At 56.4% G+C, this 17,170-nt stretch carries 16 protein-coding genes; 4 read left to right on the top strand and 12 right to left on the bottom strand.

The genetic code is table 11. The features are described 5' to 3' along the window. Positions 1-4: 4 nt before the first annotated feature. Genes D1641_RS07580 through hsdR form a run of 3 tightly spaced genes read right to left on the bottom strand, consistent with a single transcriptional unit; the run spans position 5 to position 6,005 of the window. Positions 5-1,324, bottom strand: coding sequence for a restriction endonuclease subunit S (locus tag D1641_RS07580; RefSeq protein WP_160664291.1), 1,320 nt, complete (start codon positions 1,322-1,324; stop codon positions 5-7). Further along, positions 1,324-2,742, bottom strand: a complete 1,419-nt coding sequence (locus D1641_RS07575) for an N-6 DNA methylase (protein WP_160664289.1) — start codon at positions 2,740-2,742, stop codon at positions 1,324-1,326. Before D1641_RS07575 ends, D1641_RS07580 begins: the two co-directional genes overlap by 1 nt. Further along, positions 2,739-6,005 carry a type I restriction-modification system endonuclease gene (gene hsdR / locus D1641_RS07570; protein ID WP_160664287.1) on the bottom strand — a complete coding sequence of 1,089 codons (3,267 nt, stop codon included), beginning with the start codon at positions 6,003-6,005 and terminating at the stop codon, positions 2,739-2,741. The genes D1641_RS07575 and hsdR overlap by 4 nt, the downstream gene beginning before the upstream one ends. Before the next feature lie 65 nt (positions 6,006-6,070). Here hsdR and D1641_RS19145 point away from each other — a divergent pair, with 65 nt between their 5' ends. Further along, positions 6,071-6,238 (top strand): hypothetical protein, encoded by a 168-nt coding sequence (locus D1641_RS19145; protein WP_201757283.1) that lies wholly within the window; start codon positions 6,071-6,073, stop codon positions 6,236-6,238. Between the two features lie 39 nt (positions 6,239-6,277). Here the strand turns inward: D1641_RS19145 and D1641_RS07560 are convergent, their stop codons facing one another. The 7 genes from D1641_RS07560 to D1641_RS07535 form a co-directional block, all read right to left on the bottom strand. Then, entirely contained in the window at positions 6,278-7,129 is an 852-nt protein-coding gene (locus D1641_RS07560; RefSeq protein ID WP_160664285.1) for an SPASM domain-containing protein, read from the bottom strand. 53 nt (positions 7,130-7,182) lie between these two features. Then, positions 7,183-7,677, bottom strand: coding sequence for an amidase domain-containing protein (locus D1641_RS07555; RefSeq protein WP_160664284.1), 495 nt, complete (start codon positions 7,675-7,677; stop codon positions 7,183-7,185). A 57-nt stretch (positions 7,678-7,734) separates the two neighbouring features. After that, positions 7,735-8,520, bottom strand: a complete 786-nt coding sequence (locus tag D1641_RS07550; RefSeq protein WP_160664282.1) for a helix-turn-helix transcriptional regulator — start codon at positions 8,518-8,520, stop codon at positions 7,735-7,737. Positions 8,521-8,675: 155 nt separating this feature from the next. Beyond that, entirely contained in the window at positions 8,676-9,530 is an 855-nt protein-coding gene (locus D1641_RS07545; RefSeq protein ID WP_160664280.1) for a GyrI-like domain-containing protein, read from the bottom strand. A 111-nt stretch (positions 9,531-9,641) separates the two neighbouring features. Continuing rightward, positions 9,642-10,610 (bottom strand): class II fructose-1,6-bisphosphate aldolase, encoded by a 969-nt coding sequence (fba, locus tag D1641_RS07540; protein WP_160664278.1) that lies wholly within the window; start codon positions 10,608-10,610, stop codon positions 9,642-9,644. A 129-nt stretch (positions 10,611-10,739) separates the two neighbouring features. Next, positions 10,740-10,910, bottom strand: coding sequence for a hypothetical protein (locus tag D1641_RS19140; RefSeq protein WP_201757282.1), 171 nt, complete (start codon positions 10,908-10,910; stop codon positions 10,740-10,742). Positions 10,911-11,066: 156 nt separating this feature from the next. Further along, positions 11,067-11,627: a YdeI/OmpD-associated family protein gene (locus D1641_RS07535; RefSeq protein WP_160664276.1), complete on the bottom strand. Its 561-nt coding sequence runs from the start codon at positions 11,625-11,627 to the stop codon at positions 11,067-11,069. Positions 11,628-11,791: 164 nt separating this feature from the next. Between D1641_RS07535 and D1641_RS07530 the strand changes: the two genes are divergently transcribed. Both D1641_RS07530 and D1641_RS07525 read left to right on the top strand, forming a co-directional pair. Continuing rightward, on the top strand, positions 11,792-13,030 hold the full coding sequence (locus tag D1641_RS07530; protein ID WP_160664274.1) for a 6-phosphofructokinase: 1,239 nt from the start codon (positions 11,792-11,794) through the stop codon (positions 13,028-13,030). 130 nt (positions 13,031-13,160) lie between these two features. Further along, positions 13,161-13,592 (top strand): GyrI-like domain-containing protein, encoded by a 432-nt coding sequence (locus D1641_RS07525; protein WP_160664272.1) that lies wholly within the window; start codon positions 13,161-13,163, stop codon positions 13,590-13,592. Here D1641_RS07525 and D1641_RS07520 read toward each other — a convergent pair. Then, positions 13,582-14,469, bottom strand: coding sequence for a radical SAM protein (locus D1641_RS07520; RefSeq protein ID WP_160664309.1), 888 nt, complete (start codon positions 14,467-14,469; stop codon positions 13,582-13,584). The two genes, D1641_RS07525 and D1641_RS07520, sit on opposite strands and share 11 nt — an antisense overlap. After that, on the bottom strand, positions 14,469-15,641 hold the full coding sequence (locus tag D1641_RS07515) for a DUF6348 family protein (protein WP_160664270.1): 1,173 nt from the start codon (positions 15,639-15,641) through the stop codon (positions 14,469-14,471). Before D1641_RS07515 ends, D1641_RS07520 begins: the two co-directional genes overlap by 1 nt. Before the next feature lie 135 nt (positions 15,642-15,776). Between D1641_RS07515 and D1641_RS07510 the strand changes: the two genes are divergently transcribed. Next, positions 15,777-17,021, top strand: coding sequence for a DNA polymerase IV (locus tag D1641_RS07510; protein WP_160664268.1), 1,245 nt, complete (start codon positions 15,777-15,779; stop codon positions 17,019-17,021). Positions 17,022-17,170: the final 149 nt, after the last annotated feature.

The following is a 17,170-nucleotide window of genomic DNA, read 5'->3' as shown; positions in this document are numbered from 1 at the left end:
CTCCTTATAATGCCTTTTTCACCAATTCCCCCGCCCATTCCTCCGCTGGATCATTCGTCCCCAGCTCGCCCCGGAACGCACGGGCCAGGATGGATTTTTTAATGAGTTCGATTTGAGCAAGGGCGGCTTCGGCGGCTTCTTTGGCTTGTTGTTCTTTGCCTAAAGACTCATTAAGCGTATGAACAATTTTTTCCTGTTCAGAAATCGGAGGCACATTCAGTTGGACCTTTGAATATCCCTTCACGTTAAAGTGGGCTAAGGCCATGCCCCGCTTGCCCTCTGTAACTGATTGCTTCCCTAATGGCGAATTGGTAAACAGGCAAAGATAGTTAGGTAAAATAAGTTCTTGATTCGGAACCGCAATTAAAATATCTATAGCATTGTAACCATCAAACTTTTCGGACACAACACAAGCTGTACCCGGATTACCTGAGCGAACGACTAAAACATCACCCGTATGGACAATGCTTCTTTTGTTGTTAACCATGCCTTCTTCGTTTAGATATACCCAATCAAAATCATCTATTCTATATTCTCTAACATTTGCAGATCTGAAAGCCGGTGTTCCCTCATTTTTGTCAGTGTAATATTGGGAAGGCTTAATAACAATTCCAACCTTAACATCATTACATACACTACCAACAGTACAACGTTTCCAGCTCTCCATCCCCACCCCATACTCTTTTCTCCACCGCTCCGTCAGCTCCCCCGTAAACGCCTTATGCAGAATGGCGGACTTCCGCAGTTCAAAGCTGTCTACAACCGCTTGGGCCTTTTCCTTCGCCTCATCCAGCTTGGCAAACAGGCTTTCTATGCGAGAGACAATACGGTGTTGCTCGGAAAGAGGCGGAACGGGAATACTAAATTGCGGAAATAGCGGATAGTGTCGCCTGTATCCCATGTTAGGGATTTCTACAGACTGTAACGCAAAAAAGAAGGCTCTTGTATCATAGAATGTTTTAGGTGACAAAACTTTCACACTATCTGCACCTTGTGAGAAAGGAAAATCAATGTACTTTATGCATCTTGTATGATCTCCAAAAATAATAACAGGTAATTCTCCTGAATAAGACATACTCTCATCATCTGTATAACCACCGACTAATTCTTGCCCTTGGTCAACTATGGCTAATTTCCCATTTTTTAAATATTTTTTACTTTGTACCTTCTTCTTACTATCAGTATGGTTTTCAAACGAAGTGAGTAAATGAATCCAGCACCAATTCCCAGGAATCGGATACGGTTGCTCCTCTGCCGGCACAAGGGCTTGTTGCAGTTTTTCTTCTGGCGATAGTTCTTTTGCCGCCTTTTTCCCCCTTGCCATCACTCCACCTCCGACAGGGCCTTCAGCTCATTCACCACACTTTGCAAGAGGTCCACCGCCTCTTCCAGCTGCGCAATGGCCTCCTCGCCGCTCTCAATCGGGTCGGGCAAATCATCATAGTCAACCACAGAATCATCCCGTATCAAACCCAAATCCAGGCTGTTGCCCTTCTGGGCAATCTGCTCCCTGGTGAACACGCTCCACCGCTCATCCTGCACAGCCTGGCGGTCTGCGGCCTCAAACGCCGCCTCAAAGTCTGCGAAATGCTCCGTTTTCAGCGGGGTTGTCTTACCGAAGGAGGGCATATTGGTACGAAGATCATAGAACCAGACCTCCTTGGTGTTGTCCTTATCGGTACGGCCCCGGGTGAAAAACAGCACGTTGGTTTTAACGCCCTGGGCGTAGAAAATGCCGGTGGGCAGGCGCAGGACGGTATGTAAGTTACACTTGTCCATCAGGTCCACCCGGATTTTCTCCCCATCTCCGTCGGCAAAGAGCACGTTGTCCGGCAGCACCACAGCGGCCCTGGCTTTCCCGTTGGTCCGCAGGCTGCGGTAGATGTGCTGGAGGAAATTGAGTTGCTTATTGCTGGTGGAGTAGGTGAAGTCGTCCCGGGTGGCACGCTCGCCGCCCTTTTTGGTGCCGAAGGGGGGATTGGTCAGCACCAGGTCAAAGCCGGACATCTGCTTGCCGAAGTTGGACAGGGTATCCCCCAGCAGGATTTGCCCGCCCATGTCGTGGAGCATAGCGTTCATCAGGGCCAGCCGGTGGGTGTCGTGGACCAGCTCACAGCCTGTAAAGGCATCTCCCTTTTCAAACTTTGCGGTGTCTGCGTCCAGGTCAAAGAAGTCGTCAGTTTGTTCTTTCACATACCGATAGGCCGCTATCATAAAGCCGAACGTGCCGCAGGCGGGGTCGTTGCACCGTTCGCCGGGCTGGGGCTTCATCAAGCGGGTCATCACATCAATGAGTACCCGGGGTGTGAAGTACTGCCCCGCTCCAGATTTCTTCTCGTTAGCGTTCTTCTCCAGCAGGCCCTCATAGAGGTTGCCCAGTCCCTCCTCTCGGGCGGAGTACCAGTCCAGACCGTCGATAGTGGTGATAATCTTTTCCAAATTCTTGGGCTCATCAATGTTGGTGGACGCCCCTTGGTAAATCTCCCGGACACGACCTGTCCCGTTCTCCCCTAGGTGGGATAGCAGGTCTTTATAGAACTTTTTCAACTCCAGACCGCTCTTAACAGTAAGCTGGTCCCAGCGGTAAACATCTGGAATCTGCTCCTCTGCCCCAGTCTCCTTGGCCATCTTCAGAAACAGGATGTAGGTCAGCTCTGTGACATACTGGTGATAGGTAATGCCATCGTCACGCAGCACATTGCACAGGTTCCATAGTTTTGATACGATTTCCTGAGTGGTCATGCGATTCTCCCCCCATCGTCGTACAGGTATTCATTCAGTTCCAGCACAACACTTTCCAGCCGATTTTGGAACACTTTATTGATCTTTACAAACCCGCCGACACTTTTAAAACGGCTGTCTTCATCAAAAACGGTAACATTCAAGACGGATTCCTCCATCAGATATTTCTCCATCTTGGACAGCCAGTTTAGCTCCGCCTGGGTAAAATTGTGGGCCTTTTTCAGCTTGTCCACTGCCCTACGGATACGAGCCTCATGGCTGATGAGCTCCGCACCGATGGCGTACCGGCGGATGAGGCTGATGATGTCGGCAGCAATCTCCTCGTTGGTCAGTTCGGAAATGGCCGTATTGAGCTGCTGAACGGTAAAGCCCTCCCGATCCAATGTCAAGCGCAGACTTTTCAGGCTTTCCCGGGTCAAATCTCTCGGGCGAGTACAGACAATATGCAGCGCGGCGATCTCATTCATATTGGCCTGCACATAGTCTGAGAAAGCGTCCAAATAGTCCTCTGGGCGACTCCCGCCCCCATAGCCCCGGGTATGGCTGACCAATTCATCCTCCGCGTCAGAGATCACAACCGGCCTACCACCTCCGCTCCGCTCTCCCTGAAGCAGGCTGAACAAGTCACGATGGTCTAAAAGGCAGCGTTTGGCCTCCTCCGGACTCTTCTGGAGCAGGTCGTCAATGAACTGAGACGGGTCCTTTCCTCCGGTCATGCTGATGAAATGCTCCAAGGTCTGGCCGCTCAGTCTGCCTTTTTGCCGCTGTAATTTAGCGGTAATCTGATTGACCTGGTTTCTGATGTGGCTCTCGTCCTCCATCTCCTCCAGCCCGTCCAGCAGTTGAGGATAAGTTATAGCCGGATTGGCCGCCACGGGCTTCATGGTGTTCACTGGGTCCAGCGACTCATACACCCCGACCGGGTCGTAGATTTCAAAGTGGGTTTTGTGAATTTTGGGACACAGCCGGGTCGCCCGGCCCAACATCTGCTCGAACAGAATACGGGACTTGACCCGCCGCATAAAGACCAGCGTTGTGATTTCCGGCACGTCGATCCCGGTGGTCAACAGGTCCACCGTGACCGCGACGCTGGGGAACCGTTCGTTCTTAAAACGTTTGATGGCGTCCCGCACCTTTTTTGGGTCCCCCCCGCCCACGCTGCCGGTAATTTTCATCATCGCATCGTTGTCCACATCCTGTTCAGCGTAGATGTTTTTCAAAATATCCACGATCATGTCAGCATGGGCGTCGTTCACCGCATAAATCAGAGTCTTCCCTTGCTCATCCACATTTTCCGGATCAATGTCTCGGGCAATCTCCTCCAAAACCGTGCGGTTGAAGTTTTCATTGACAATTTTACGGTTGAAATCCTCAATCTCAAAGTCCAGCTCGTCCTCCAGCTGCTCGCTGTTGGTAATCTCGCCGGTGAGCGGGTCCAAAACCATCAGGGTATCCCCCGCATCGTAATGGATGCCCTCGTCCCGCAGCTTGGTATGAAGGTTATGGGGAGCGTCGTGATCCACCAGAAAGCCCTCGATCACTGCCTCGCGGTATGTATACTTGAACACTGGCTGACCAAAGATTTCGGTAGTCTGAAGGGCAGGCGTCGCCGTCAGAGCGATTTTCACTGCATCGAAATACTCAATCACAGCCCGATATTTGCTCTGGTAGTCCCGCTGGTCCATGTAGAGGGTCTCGGTATCTCCCATCTCCCGGTCCAGGAGGTAGCCCCGGTGGGCCTCGTCCACAATGATGAGATCATAGTCGGTAATGGCGGGCATGGTTTCCCCATCGTTATACAGGATGCGCTTGACCATTCCCTGAACCGTGGCAATCTGAACACGAGTTTCCCGGTCGATGGTCTTGTCCTGCAAGCCCTTGATGTTATAAAGTTCATCCAGGGTCATCAGTTCGGCCAGCTTGACTTCCTTGAACACGTCCTGAGCCTGCTCTCCCAGAGCTGTCCGATCCACAAGGAACAGAATCCGGCGGAAACGCTTTGTCTCCAGGAAACGGTAAATCAGGCCCAGCACCGTCCGTGTCTTTCCGGTTCCGGTGGCCATAGCCAGAAGGACGGTACGTTTCCCGTCAACAACTGCCTGTTCCGCCGCCTGGATCGCCTTTAGCTGATAATTGCGCAGATTTAGTCCGTCCTTATCCTGCAAGAGCTTGTAGGGCATGGACTGTAAAGCCTGATTGCCTGCTTCTATATTTTTCCCCAAAAGTTCCATAATTCCCTCTGGGCTGATCCAGCCCCGCAGAGCTTTCGGAGCGTTGGAGGGACGGCGTAAATCCAAAAACCAGATACCGGACTTGGTTTTCATCTGCTCCAAATAGGGGCGGCCATTGGTGGCGAAGGTAAAAGGAACCTTATAATTTCCCCAAATTCCAATCTGATAGGGGGCGTCCTCTTTCCGGATACAGCGTGGGTAGTCCTTCCCCTGATAGTCCAAAACAGAGGGAATGTCCTTATGTTCTGCTTTAGCCTCAATAACGCCTACAAATTGCAATCCGACGAACAGCGCATAATCTACCCGCCCATAGTTCCCAGCGGTAGAATCTGTGGGCCATTCTGCAATGGCAAGATTCCGACCCTTAACTGGCCGGGCACCTTTGGAGTACCGGATATTTTCGGTGTTGGCCTCCCACCCAACTTGGCGCAGCTGATGGTCGATGAGGTAGCGGGTCTCTGCCTCTGACTTCTGCCGCTGATTGGCTGCCCGGCTAGCCTGTTGGCGTCGGATAGCCTTTGCGACTGGGGCGGCTACGGCTGCGGCCTGCTCCGCCTGCTCTGCCAGTCGTTTTTCCTCCTGTCCCTCCGCCGCTTTGTCTGCCGGAGGAATCTGCTCCCGCTCGGAGGGCATCACAAATTTCTGGCTTTGATAGCTCCAATCTCCATAGGTCTGCATGAACCACTCACACAAGCTGTGCGCCATTTGAAGCAACGCCTTGCCGTCGGAAACAGACTCATAATTATCGTGGGCGGCCTTGTTCCGAATCTTGCGCAGCGCATGGAGGATACCGACCAGATCCTTGGTCAACAGCCCTTCCCAGGCCAGGACGTTAATCCGCTCAACTGCAGAATTTTCCCTGGGCAGAGCAATTTTGTCATAGGTAAACATCAGATTAACAATAGTTTCGCCAATAATGCCCAGTTTTATCAGACAGGAATTGGAATCTGAATAGAGATACGCTTCCGCTGTTTTTCCGAGCTTAGCCAGTACAGGAAAATCTTTCTCCAAAAAAGCAAAATTGCTTTCCATAGCTTGTCCACCTCTTTTTTGCGGCAATCTTTTGCAATTTTATCCATTATAACCTATTACCGCAGATGGCGCAACGCTATTTTTTATTTGTCAGCAGCTCCGCTCCCCCATTCTATCCTGTTGGCACTGGCGAATGTCTGCGGCTGTGCAAGGAGAAGATGGACGCCCGGAACGTCTATCTCACCAACCCCGCCTTCGACAAGCTTCAGCCTCAAAACAACGGCAGAGGCTGACAAAAAAGAGAGAGGTCCAACAAGGACCTCTCTCTTCTTCTATTGAAATCGCCGGGCAAAGCCGCACCGGCGGCACAGCTCCTCCTGAGCCCTCCGCCGGGAAAAGCCGTCGTAAATAGCCTGGGCCCGAGGGCTGTCCAAAATTTCCTCCAGCGTCTGTGTATAGAGGTTCCCCAAGGGGATATCCCCCTCATGATCCAGGCAGCAGGGCACCACTGTCCCGTCCCACAGTACGCCCACCTGGTCTCGCAGGCCGTAGCAGAAGGACTGCTCCCCCTGCTCCGGGGCGGACAGGTCAGGCCATCTGAACCGCTTCCCCCACTCCAGAAAGACGTTGGAAGCCAAGGTCGTCCCCTGGCGCCCCTCCCTCCATGGCCCGGGAAAGGCTTTCTCTAACGCGGCCAAAATCCTTCCGTTGAGACAGTTATCGCCTTTTATGTCCGCCCCGTCCAGGTTCCACAGGCGCAGGGCACATTTTTTCCCCTGTTCCCCGGCCCTTTTGGCAAACCGGATACACTGCTCCAAATAGCGGTCCAGCCCGTCCCCCTCATTTCCCTCAAAGGAGTGAAGGGAGACGCTCACCTTCTCCACCGCCGGACTGGCACACAGCAGTCCGCCCTGCTCAGGCAGCAGGGTCCCATTGGTGGTAATCATCACCCGAAAATCCAGGTCCGCCCCAATCTCCAAAATCTCGGCCAGCTGGGGGTGGAGCAGGGGCTCCCCCATCAGGTGGAGGTAGAGATAGGCCGTATGGGGCCGAAGCCTCCCGGCCAGCACACGAAAGCCCTCCAGAGACAAAAAACCCGCCCTGCGCCTGTTTTTTGGGCAGAAATCACAGGACAGATTGCACACGTTGGTAATCTCCAGATAGGCCTTTTTCAGCTGCCGCATCACTTCGCCCCTCCTCTTTATGGAGCCATCCTACCACAAAAAGGCAGCGCCGGTCAAGAATTTACCCCTAAAATGTGGATGAAACGGATGTCACGGATGGGATAGGTGGACAGCGGCCGGTAGTCCGCGTCGTCGGTGTGGGCGGCCACCAGAATGTTCTCCGGCAGGGGCGGGCTGTTTACCGCCACAATCACCGGGTTGTGGGCAAAGCCGGCCCCGAAGCTGAGCTGGACAAAGTCCCCGGGCTGAATCTGATCTACCGTCACATCCCGGCCCACCGGGCCGGGACGCTCCCTGCTCCGGGTGAGGTAGTTGTAAAAATACTGAACTCCCGTCCAGGCCGGGGCCCGGCTGTACTGGCTGTTGTAGTACCAGCCGAAGGTGGGAGTGCAATCCATCACCCCGGCGCCGGCATAGAGGCACTGGGAGGCGAAGTTGGTGCAGTCGCCTCCCAGCTCGTCGAAGCTGTAAAAATCCGGGTTCCGGTGGTAGGCCCAGCGGTGGGCGTAGGCCACCGCTGCCTGGCGGTTATAGGGGCGCAAAGTCATAGGGAAAACCTCCTTGTTTTCCCTTATATTATGCGGATGGACAAGGGAAAGTGCCTGTCAGCCCAGCGCCCACTGAATCACATCTCTGACCCAGCCCCACATGTGGGGAAGCTCCGATTTTACTGTGCGCCAGACGTCCTCAATGTGGCAGCCCTGCTCCCGAATATAGGCAAACGTCCCTTGGGCCTCATTGGTCCCTATCGCCACATGTCCGAAGGCGGAGCCGCCGATGGCCAGCCCGTTGGACCAGGCTCCGCCGCCAATGGCCAGGTAGTTGGAAAAGGCCCCGCCGCCAATAGCAAGCCACTGCCCCACAGCACATCCGCCCACCGCAAAGCCCCCAACGGCCAGTCCGCCCAGTGCGAACAGTCCGAGGCCGCATCCTCCCAGGGCCAGCAGCAGGCCCAGGCTGACGCCTCCAAAGGAGAGCAGTCCCAGGGAGCAGCCGCCGACGGCCACCACCCCCACAGCGCAGTTGCCGATGGCGATGATCCCTTTAGCCAGCCGGGGCCCAAAACCAAAACGGATGTGAATCAGCGGCAGGCCAAACACCTTTACAGGACTGATGTACTCATATAATGTGCCCCAGGTACATACCCTTGCCGGCTTCTCAGCCACCTCCCAGGAGTCCGGCCGCTCCCCCGCCGCCTCCAGGCCTACCAGCTGGTCGATCGACATGCCAAAGAGCCGGGACAGCTCCACCAGCTTCTCCAGCTCCGGGGTGCTCTGCCCCATCTCCCACTTGGAGACTGTCTGCCGGGTGACGCCGACTTGATTACCCAGCTCCTCCTGGGACCACCCCCGCTGTCTCCGCAGGGACATCAAATGCTCCGCAAAATTCATAGGGAAAACCTCCTTTATCTGCCTCCACCATAGCAGATTCACCCCTGTGCCGTCAACCAAATGCCCCTGGAAATCTGTCAACTAAAGTTAACATGGCCTGAAACACCCCTGCAAAATAGCTTTCGCAGGGGTGTACGGTCAACAAAAACTAGGTTTTATTTACCGGTTGCCCTCTGGACAGGCAGCCAGACCTGGAACTGTTGCTCCTCCGCTCCGGGCTGGCTCAGATAGACCTCCACATCCGGGGCCTGCGCCCACTCGTAGCCGGAATCGGGCAGCCACTCGGTTACAATCCGCTTTTGCAGCTCTTGGATGGCTATGGGGTCCTGACTCTGTCCAGAGAAAATCGCCCACTCGGCGGCAGGGACGGTCCATTCATACATCTCTGGCGGAACTGGCACAGAAGACGCCACCGCGATGTAGTAGTAATTTTCCTCCTCCCGGTGACAGGTGCTTACGCCTAACACTCCAGGAGTTTCAAGGTCCATCATAGGAATCAGCTCCCCCAGCCGGGGTCCCACCTCCCCCCAAAACCTGGGGACAATCTGAAAGCTCTCCTCCGTGTCCACCGGCAGAGATGTGCGGAAGCCCACAATGCGGAACGCCTCCCGCCTGACAATCTGATACTCCATTTCTGTATCTCCCTTGAGTACAAATTTGAAGCGGATGCGCGGAAAGGCTTTTAGCTTTACACCATCTCGCTTCGCCATGGACGGCGCCACGCCGTGAATCGCCTGAAAGGCCCGGTTGAAGGCCGTAGGTGAGTCGTAGCCATAGCGCAGCGCCACGTCCAGCACCCGCTCCCCATCCCGCAGGTCGGCCGCCGCCCGGGTCATGCGCCGCCGACGGACATACTCCTTCAGGGGCACTCCGGCCAGATAGGAAAACATCCTCTGAAAGTGGTAGGCGGAGCACCCGGCCAGCCGTCCCAGCTCCTCCAGCTGAAGCTCCCCCTCCAGATTCTCTTCCAGGCAGTCCAGCGCCTGATTCCAGTCTTTCAGCCAATCCATAAAAATATCCACTCCTTGTACTCAAGTATACCACCTCTCCCCCGCCCCATCCTCTCTTTTCAGGTGCAGAAAAAGGGAGCGCCGAAGCGCTCCCTTTTAAACGCGGATGAGTTAGGCCTTGCCGTTGCAGCCCAAGACGTCCACCAGCTTGTGGCGGACCAGCTCCTTGATGTTGGCGCGGGCGGGCTTGAGGTACTGCCGGGGGTCGAAGTGGTCGGGGTGCTCGTTGAAGTACTGACGGACGGTGCCGGTCAGGGCCAGACGCAGGTCGGAGTCGATGTTAATCTTGCAGACAGCGCTCTCAGCGGCCTTGCGCAGCTGGGACTCGGGAATGCCCACGGCGTCGGGCATCTTGCCGCCGTTCTCGTTGATCATCTTCACGTAGTTCTGGGGCACGGAAGAGGAGCCATGGAGCACGATGGGGAAGCCGGGCAGGCGCTTCACGACCTCATCCAGGATATCGAAGCGCAGCGGAGGGGGAACCAGCTCACCCTTCTCATTGCGGGTGCACTGGGCAGCGGTGAACTTGTAAGCGCCGTGGCTGGTGCCGATGGCGATGGCCAGGGAGTCGCAGCCGGTCTTGGAGACAAACTCCTCCACCTCTTCGGGGCGGGTGTAGTGGGAGGCCTCGGCGGAGACGTTCACGTCGTCCTCCACGCCGGCCAGAGCGCCCAGCTCGGCCTCAACGACCACGCCGTGGTCGTGGGCGTACTCGACCACCTTCTTGGTGCCCTCGATGTTCTCGGCGAAGGGCTTGGAGGACAGGTCGATCATGACGGAGGTAAAGCCGTCGTCAATGCAGGACTTGCAGGTCTCGAAGCTGTCGCCGTGGTCCAGGTGGAGCACGATGGGAATCTCGGGGCACTCAATGACAGCGGCCTCCACCAGCTTCACCAGATAGGTGCGGTTGGCGTAGGCCCGGGCGCCCTTGGAGACCTGGAGAATCACAGGGGCCTTCTCCTCGCGGCAGGCCTCAGTGATGCCCTGGATGATCTCCATGTTGTTGACGTTGAAGGCGCCCACGGCGTAACCGCCGTTATAGGCCTTCTTGAACATTTCTGTAGAAGTAACAAGGGGCATAGGAATAACCTCCTTAATAATTAAGTCTCCTTTATTTTACCACATTTTCCCCGGATTGCAACATACAACCGGGAAAAAACTCCCGCCGGACAGGCAGGAGTTTTGTGGGATTTGTGAAGAAATTCAGTGTCAGTTCAGCGTGATATCCTCAACATTCACGCCCAGAGAGGACAGCTTCGCAATGGTTAGCTTCAGCACGTAGTCAAGGGCCGGATTTTCATAATCGCCATTCGCCTGTTTGATTCGCTGCAAATCACCATAATGCTCGATTGTCATAGTGACCAATTCTTTATCCGACATAATAGCATCTCCTTTCATTGGCACGATTTGGTTGAACTGCTGAATCTATTATAGCAGATTAGGCAGCAAGTGTAAACCCTATTCATTTTCAATCAGGGCAGTAAAATTTAAAAACTCCCGCCGGACAGACTTTGCTTTTGTGGGATTTGTGAACGGTTACATCGGCCTCAGATTTTGGTTGAGCCGGTCCACCATCCAGGCGATCCGTTTTTCCCGCCCGGCAGCCGTCTTGGCGTCGAAATACGCCCGGGTGTAGGTTTTCCTGACCGACAGGGGCATGGCCTGGAAGTTTGTCCAGGCGGGCTCATGCCCCTCCAGCAGCGCGGATACAGCGGAAATCTGCTCCTCGGTGACCGCCATGGGGTTTGGCGCGTCCCACTGGCCGTTCTTTTTCGCCTCTTCTATTTTCTGCCGGCCGAACTCAGTCATAAGCCCCCGCTCCTCCAAGCTTTGGACCAACGCTTTGTTCTTTTCCGACCATTTACTCTTCTCCCGGCGCATGGAAAAGTATTTTTTGTAGGTTTTGCTGTCGATGCTTTTCATCTGTCCGTCGATCCACCCAAAGCACAGCGCCTCCTCCAGTGCCTCCCCCGCCGTTACCGTTTTCGGCCCGCCGGCTTTACCAAATAAAAGCCAGATACCGCCGCTGGACAGGCAGTATGCCTGAAGCCACTCTCTAAATTTTTTTCTGTCAGTAAATACCATCATATCGCTCATAATTTCCACCTCTTTTCCCTGTGATTTTACTACCTCTTGCCCCGTAATTCAAGACAAAGTCAGCTATTCTTCCCGTTTACAATGGGAGAAGTTTTTGCTATAATATCCCTGCTAAAAATATTACCCATTCCACAAAGGATATTTTGAATTTGGAGGTAATCAACATGAGCAACACATTAAAGGGCGCCCTGATTATCGGTCAGTCCGGCGGCCCCACCTCGGTCATCAACGCCAGCGCCTACGGCGTCATCCGCACTGCCCTCGACTGCCCCGACATCACCGCCGTCTACGGTGCGGCCCACGGCATCAAGGGCGTACTCAACGACAAGCTGTACAACATGGGCCAGGAGGACGCCAAGGAGCTGGAGCTGCTGCTCAACACCCCCTCCTCCGAGCTGGGCTCCTGCCGCTACAAGATCGCCGACCCCGACGCCGACGACACCGACTACAAGCGCATTTTGGAGATTTTTAAGAAGTACGACGTGCGCTATTTCTTCTACAACGGCGGCAACGACTCCATGGACACCTGCAACAAAATTTCCAAATATATGCAGAAGGTTGGCTATGAGTGCCGCATCATGGGCGTGCCCAAGACCATCGACAACGACCTGTTCGGCACCGACCACTGCCCCGGCTTTGCCTCCGCCGCCAAGTATATTGCCACCTCCTGCGCCGAGGTGTATAAGGACGCCCGGGTATATGACACCGGCATGGTGACCATCATTGAGATCATGGGCCGTCACGCCGGCTGGCTGGCCGGGGCCGCCGCCCTGGCGGGCGTGGTGGGGTGCGCCCCCGACCTGGTCTACCTCCCCGAGGTGGACTTCGATATGGACAAGTTCCTGGCCGATGTAGACCGCATCTTCAAGGCCAACGGCAACTGCATCGTGGCCGTCTCCGAGGGTATCCACTACGCCGACGGCTCCTTCGTCTCTGAGGCCAAGACCTCCGCCACCGACGGCTTCGGCCACGCTCAGCTGGGCGGTCTGGCCGCTCTGCTGGCCAGCGTGGTCAAGGAGAAGACCGGCGCCAAGGTCCGGGGCATCGAGCTCAGCCTGCTCCAGCGTTGCGGCGCCCATGTGGCCTCCCGCACCGACATCGACGAGTCCTTCCTGGCCGGCAAGACCGCCGTGGAGGCCGCCGTGTCCGGCGAGACCGACAAAATGGTGGGCTTTGTCTGCACTCGGGATGGTGGCTATAAGTGCGAGACCAAGCTGTTCAACCTGTCCGAGGTGGCCAACTTCGAGAAGAAGGTCCCCCTGGAGTGGATCAACGCCGAGCACAACGGCGTGACACAGGCCTTCATCGACTACGCCCTGCCCCTCATCCAGGGCGATGCCAAGGCCCCCACCGAGCAGGGGCTCCCTCGTTTCGCCCGCCTGAAGAAGGTTCTGGCAAAGTAATTTTCCAAGTCAAAGGCCCGCCCTCCGGGGCGGGCCTGTTTTATTTAAAAAATGCTTGAAATTCATTTTAATTGCCTGTATTATCAACTTATCTGGCCAGAAAATTAAATATAATTTGGAGGCAATTCATTTGAAATTCGAGACATTTCAGGGCATTACCATAGCCTATATGCGCCGCATTGGGGCATACGGACCCGAAAATCGTCAGCTAATGGAGAATTTGAAGGCTTTTTTAGCGCAACACGGCCTATTTCACGAGAAAAGCACCATATTGGGTATCCCGCTGGATAACCCGGCCATCATACCTGCGGAACAATTAAGATATGATGTCGGCCTGATCGTCCCTGCACATGCAGCCATTCCCCTTCCCACCCGCAGCATTGATGACGGAACATACGCTGTCTTTGAAGTTCAGCATACACAGCAAGGCGTATCATCCTTTTGGCAAAATATTGGACAGCTCACCTTGTCCATTGACAATACAAAACCGATCATCGAACGTTATTCTTCCCCAAAAATCGCGGAGCATCTATGTGAGTTCTGTATCCCGATCATTCGTTAAAAAAGCTCAGCTGCCGGTCCTCATAGCTCCGGGTAGCAACTGAAACAATGTGCTTCATCTCATACAGCAGGCCCAGCTCCCGGCACCGGGCGGAAAACAACTCCCACAACTCCTTCGCCCTGGGGCTGGAGCAGTAGTAGCGGGAGCCATAGCGCTTCCGATACCTCTCCCCCATCCCGGGAAAGGCCCGGTCCAGACCGTTTAGGAAAAAATTCCGCTGGCCCTCCCGCATAGTGACCCCGAAGGCGGCGTAGACAAACCTCGCCCCCGCCCGGGCGGCGCTGTCCACCACAGCCAGGACGTTCTCCGGCACATCCTCCACAAAGGGCAGGACGGGCATGAGGAGCACTCCGGAGAAAATCCCCGCTTTGGACAGCTCCTCCAGGGCTGCCAGGCGGCGGCTGGGCGGGGGCGCGTGGGGCTCGATTTTAGCGGCCAGGGCGTCGTCCGTTGTGGTAACTGTCAGCTTGCAGATCACCGGGGAGTGGTCCTGAATCATCAGAAACAGGTCCACGTCCCGGGTGATTAAATCGCTTTTTGTGGCTGCCGCCACCCCGCACTGGTAGGCATCAATGAGCGCCAACGCGTGGCGGGTGAGCTGGAGCTCCTTCTCAAAGGAGTTGTAGGGGTCGCTCATGGAGCCCATGGTGATAAAGGCGGGGCGTACCTTCCGGGCCAGGTCGTCCCGGAGGATGCGCAGGGCGTCCGCCTTGGCCTTCACCCGGTCGAAATCCGGATTTTGGTAGCAGGCGCTGCGGCTGTCGCAGTAGAGACAGCCGTGGCAGCAGCCCCGATAGATATTCATAGTGTGGTCGGCGCCGAACCACTCAGTGGACTTGTTCCGGTGGAGCAGGTGCCTGGCAGGGATATATTCCATTACCACAGCTGATAGTGCTCCGAGACCATAAAGGCCTGGGACATCATCAGGTCCTCCAGCTTGCTCCCATTATTGACGGCGTTGTTCAGGGCGTGGAGCATGGCGCTGGTGCCCGCGATGGACATGATCTGGTCCTTGCCGGGCCGGTCCTCCTGAAAGTGGTCCATAATGGCACTGTACACCGGGGCCCAGGCCCGGCACTGGGTAAACCAGACCGAGGTCTGCCCATGCCCGTGCCGGCTGATGCTGAACTGGCTGGTCACCTTCACCTGCGGCCAGACCACCTGGGCCATCAGCTCGGGCAGGAAGCCGAACACGTCCTCCGCCAGGGAGGGGTCTGGGGCGGATTTTTCCAATTTCTCCCGAATCTGGTCATACTTCGCCCCGCTCTCGAACAGGCGGATGGCCTGCCGGGTCAGGTCCTTGACCTGACTCCAGGTGTAGGGGCAGGCGGTGTCTCCGTCCTGGACCAGGACGATGTACTGCTTGGCGATCTTCACCGGCGCACCCTCCAGCGGCCAGCTTTTGGCCAGCTGAACCATGGTCTCGGTGAGCTCGGGGACAATCCAGCCGTTGATGCGCACCTCACAGGAGGTGTCTCCGCCGCCCAAGTGGGCCGCATAGAGCTTCACCCAGTAGACCTTCTGGCTGCCCAAACAGCCCAGCACCGCCTTCGCCATCCGGCTCCACAAATCCCGCCCCTCCGGCGGCTCCTGGGCGTTGGTCAGCAGTACGCCGGAGACGCTGGCCTTGAAGCGGTGGGTCCTCCCCCAGAGCTCCACTGGAGGCTCCGGCTCCCCCTCGCCCCGCAGGGCGGGGAGCAGGGCGTCCAGCACCGAGTCTACGATCTGCCGGGCGGCGTACCGGGCCTTGTCCTCGTCCCGGTCGGCCACCCCGGCGGTGGATTCCACCAGAGGACCGAAGAAATCCGGGTGCTCCAGAATGGCTTCCATGCGAAACTTGGGGCCGTCCAGGTCGGGAAACTCCACCCGCATCGTCAACCCGCCGCAATGGGGGAACCGCAGCTTCTCCCCCTCCAGCGCCGCGCCGGGCACCAGCTCCACCACCTGGCGCAGAACGCGCTCCTCCAGAGAGATACCCGCCTCCGGCACGCTCTGCACCGGCTGGGCCACAGAGGTCTCCCCACTCTTTTTCTTGAACCATCCAAACATATGCCGCACCCAATTTCCGTATCTTGAATGTCTGCATTATATCAAACACAGCAAAAATTGTCAAGAAAAAATTAGAACAAAAGTTTGACTTTTTCTCCGCACTGCTGTATAATGGCAGCAAAGGAGGGTGCGGCCATGGACCGGGTCATTTTTCACTGCGACTTGAACAGCTTTTATGCCTCGGTGGAGCTGCTGTCCCACCCGGAGCTGCGCCATCTTCCGGTGGCGGTGTGCGGCGACCCAAACAGCCGCCACGGGATCATTCTGGCCAAAAACGAGCCCGCCAAGGCCTTCCAGGTCAAAACCGCGGAGACCATCTGGCAGGCCAGGAAGAAGTGCCCCGACCTGACCCTCCTCCCCGCCCACCACGGTCTGTACCAGGAGTTTTCCCGTAAAGTAAATTCCCTTTACCAGGAGTACACCGACCTGGTGGAGCCCTTCGGCATCGACGAGAGCTGGCTGGACGTCACCGGCACCCTCCACCTCTTCGGTGGGGATGCCAAAATATTGGCCGACCAGCTGCGGAGCGAGGTGCGCGGCCGCTTCGGACTGACCATCTCGGTGGGGGTGTCCTTCAATAAGGTGTTCGCCAAGCTGGGCAGCGACTATAAAAAGCCGGACGCCACCACCGTCATCACCCGGGAAAATTTTCGGGAGCTGGTCTGGCCCCTCCCGGTCACTGACCTGCTCTATGTGGGCCGGGCGGCGGCACGGACCTTTGAGCAGTTCGGAATCCGCACCATCGGCCAGCTTGCCGCCTTCGACCGGGAGCAGCTGTACACCCTGCTGGGGAAAAATGGCGCTCAGCTCCACAGCTTCGCCTGCGGCGAGGACAGCTCCCCTGTGGCGCCCGCCGGACAGTACACGCCCCCCAAGTCCATCGGCAACGGATACACCTTTCCCAACGACCTCCAGGGCCGGGAGGAGATCCGGGCGGGCATTGCCCAGCTGGCTGACCAGGTGGCGGTCCGGCTGCGCAGGCACTCTATGAAGTGTCAAGGGATTTCCCTTTCCATCCGGGACCCCAGCTTCCGGGACATCAGCCGCCAGACCCGGCTGGACCCGCCCACCGATCTGGCCCGGGAGCTGACCCAGGCGGCGGCGGCCCTGGTGGACAGCTGCTGGAACATGTCCGCCCCGGTGCGGGCCCTGACGGTCACCGCCATCTATCTCATCCCCGCCATGGAGGCCAGCGCCCAGCTGGACCTGTTTTCCGCCGGCCAGGAGGAAAAGCGCCGGCGGCTGGAGAGGCTGGAGGGCGCCATGGACGCCATCCGGTCCAAGTATGGCCCTGGAGCCATCGCCCCCGCCTCCGCCCCTCGGGACCCGGGCCGGGAGCGCCACGCCCCGCCGCCAGGGGGAAGTTCTTTTCTTTTTTGAAAAAGAAAAGAACCAAAAGAAAAAATTTCTGGAAAAACTGCGTTTTTCCTCTTCGCAAACAGAGGGCCTGCTGGTTCAACGGAGAAAAAACGAAGTTTTTTCCAAGGTTCTTTTTGCCTCTTTTTCTTTCAAGAAAAAGAGGCAATCCC

The organism is Colidextribacter sp. OB.20 (assembly GCF_009911595.1).
GTDB lineage: Bacteria > Bacillota > Clostridia > Oscillospirales > Oscillospiraceae > Lawsonibacter.
This window is presented reverse-complemented; position numbering and strand designations above follow the sequence as displayed.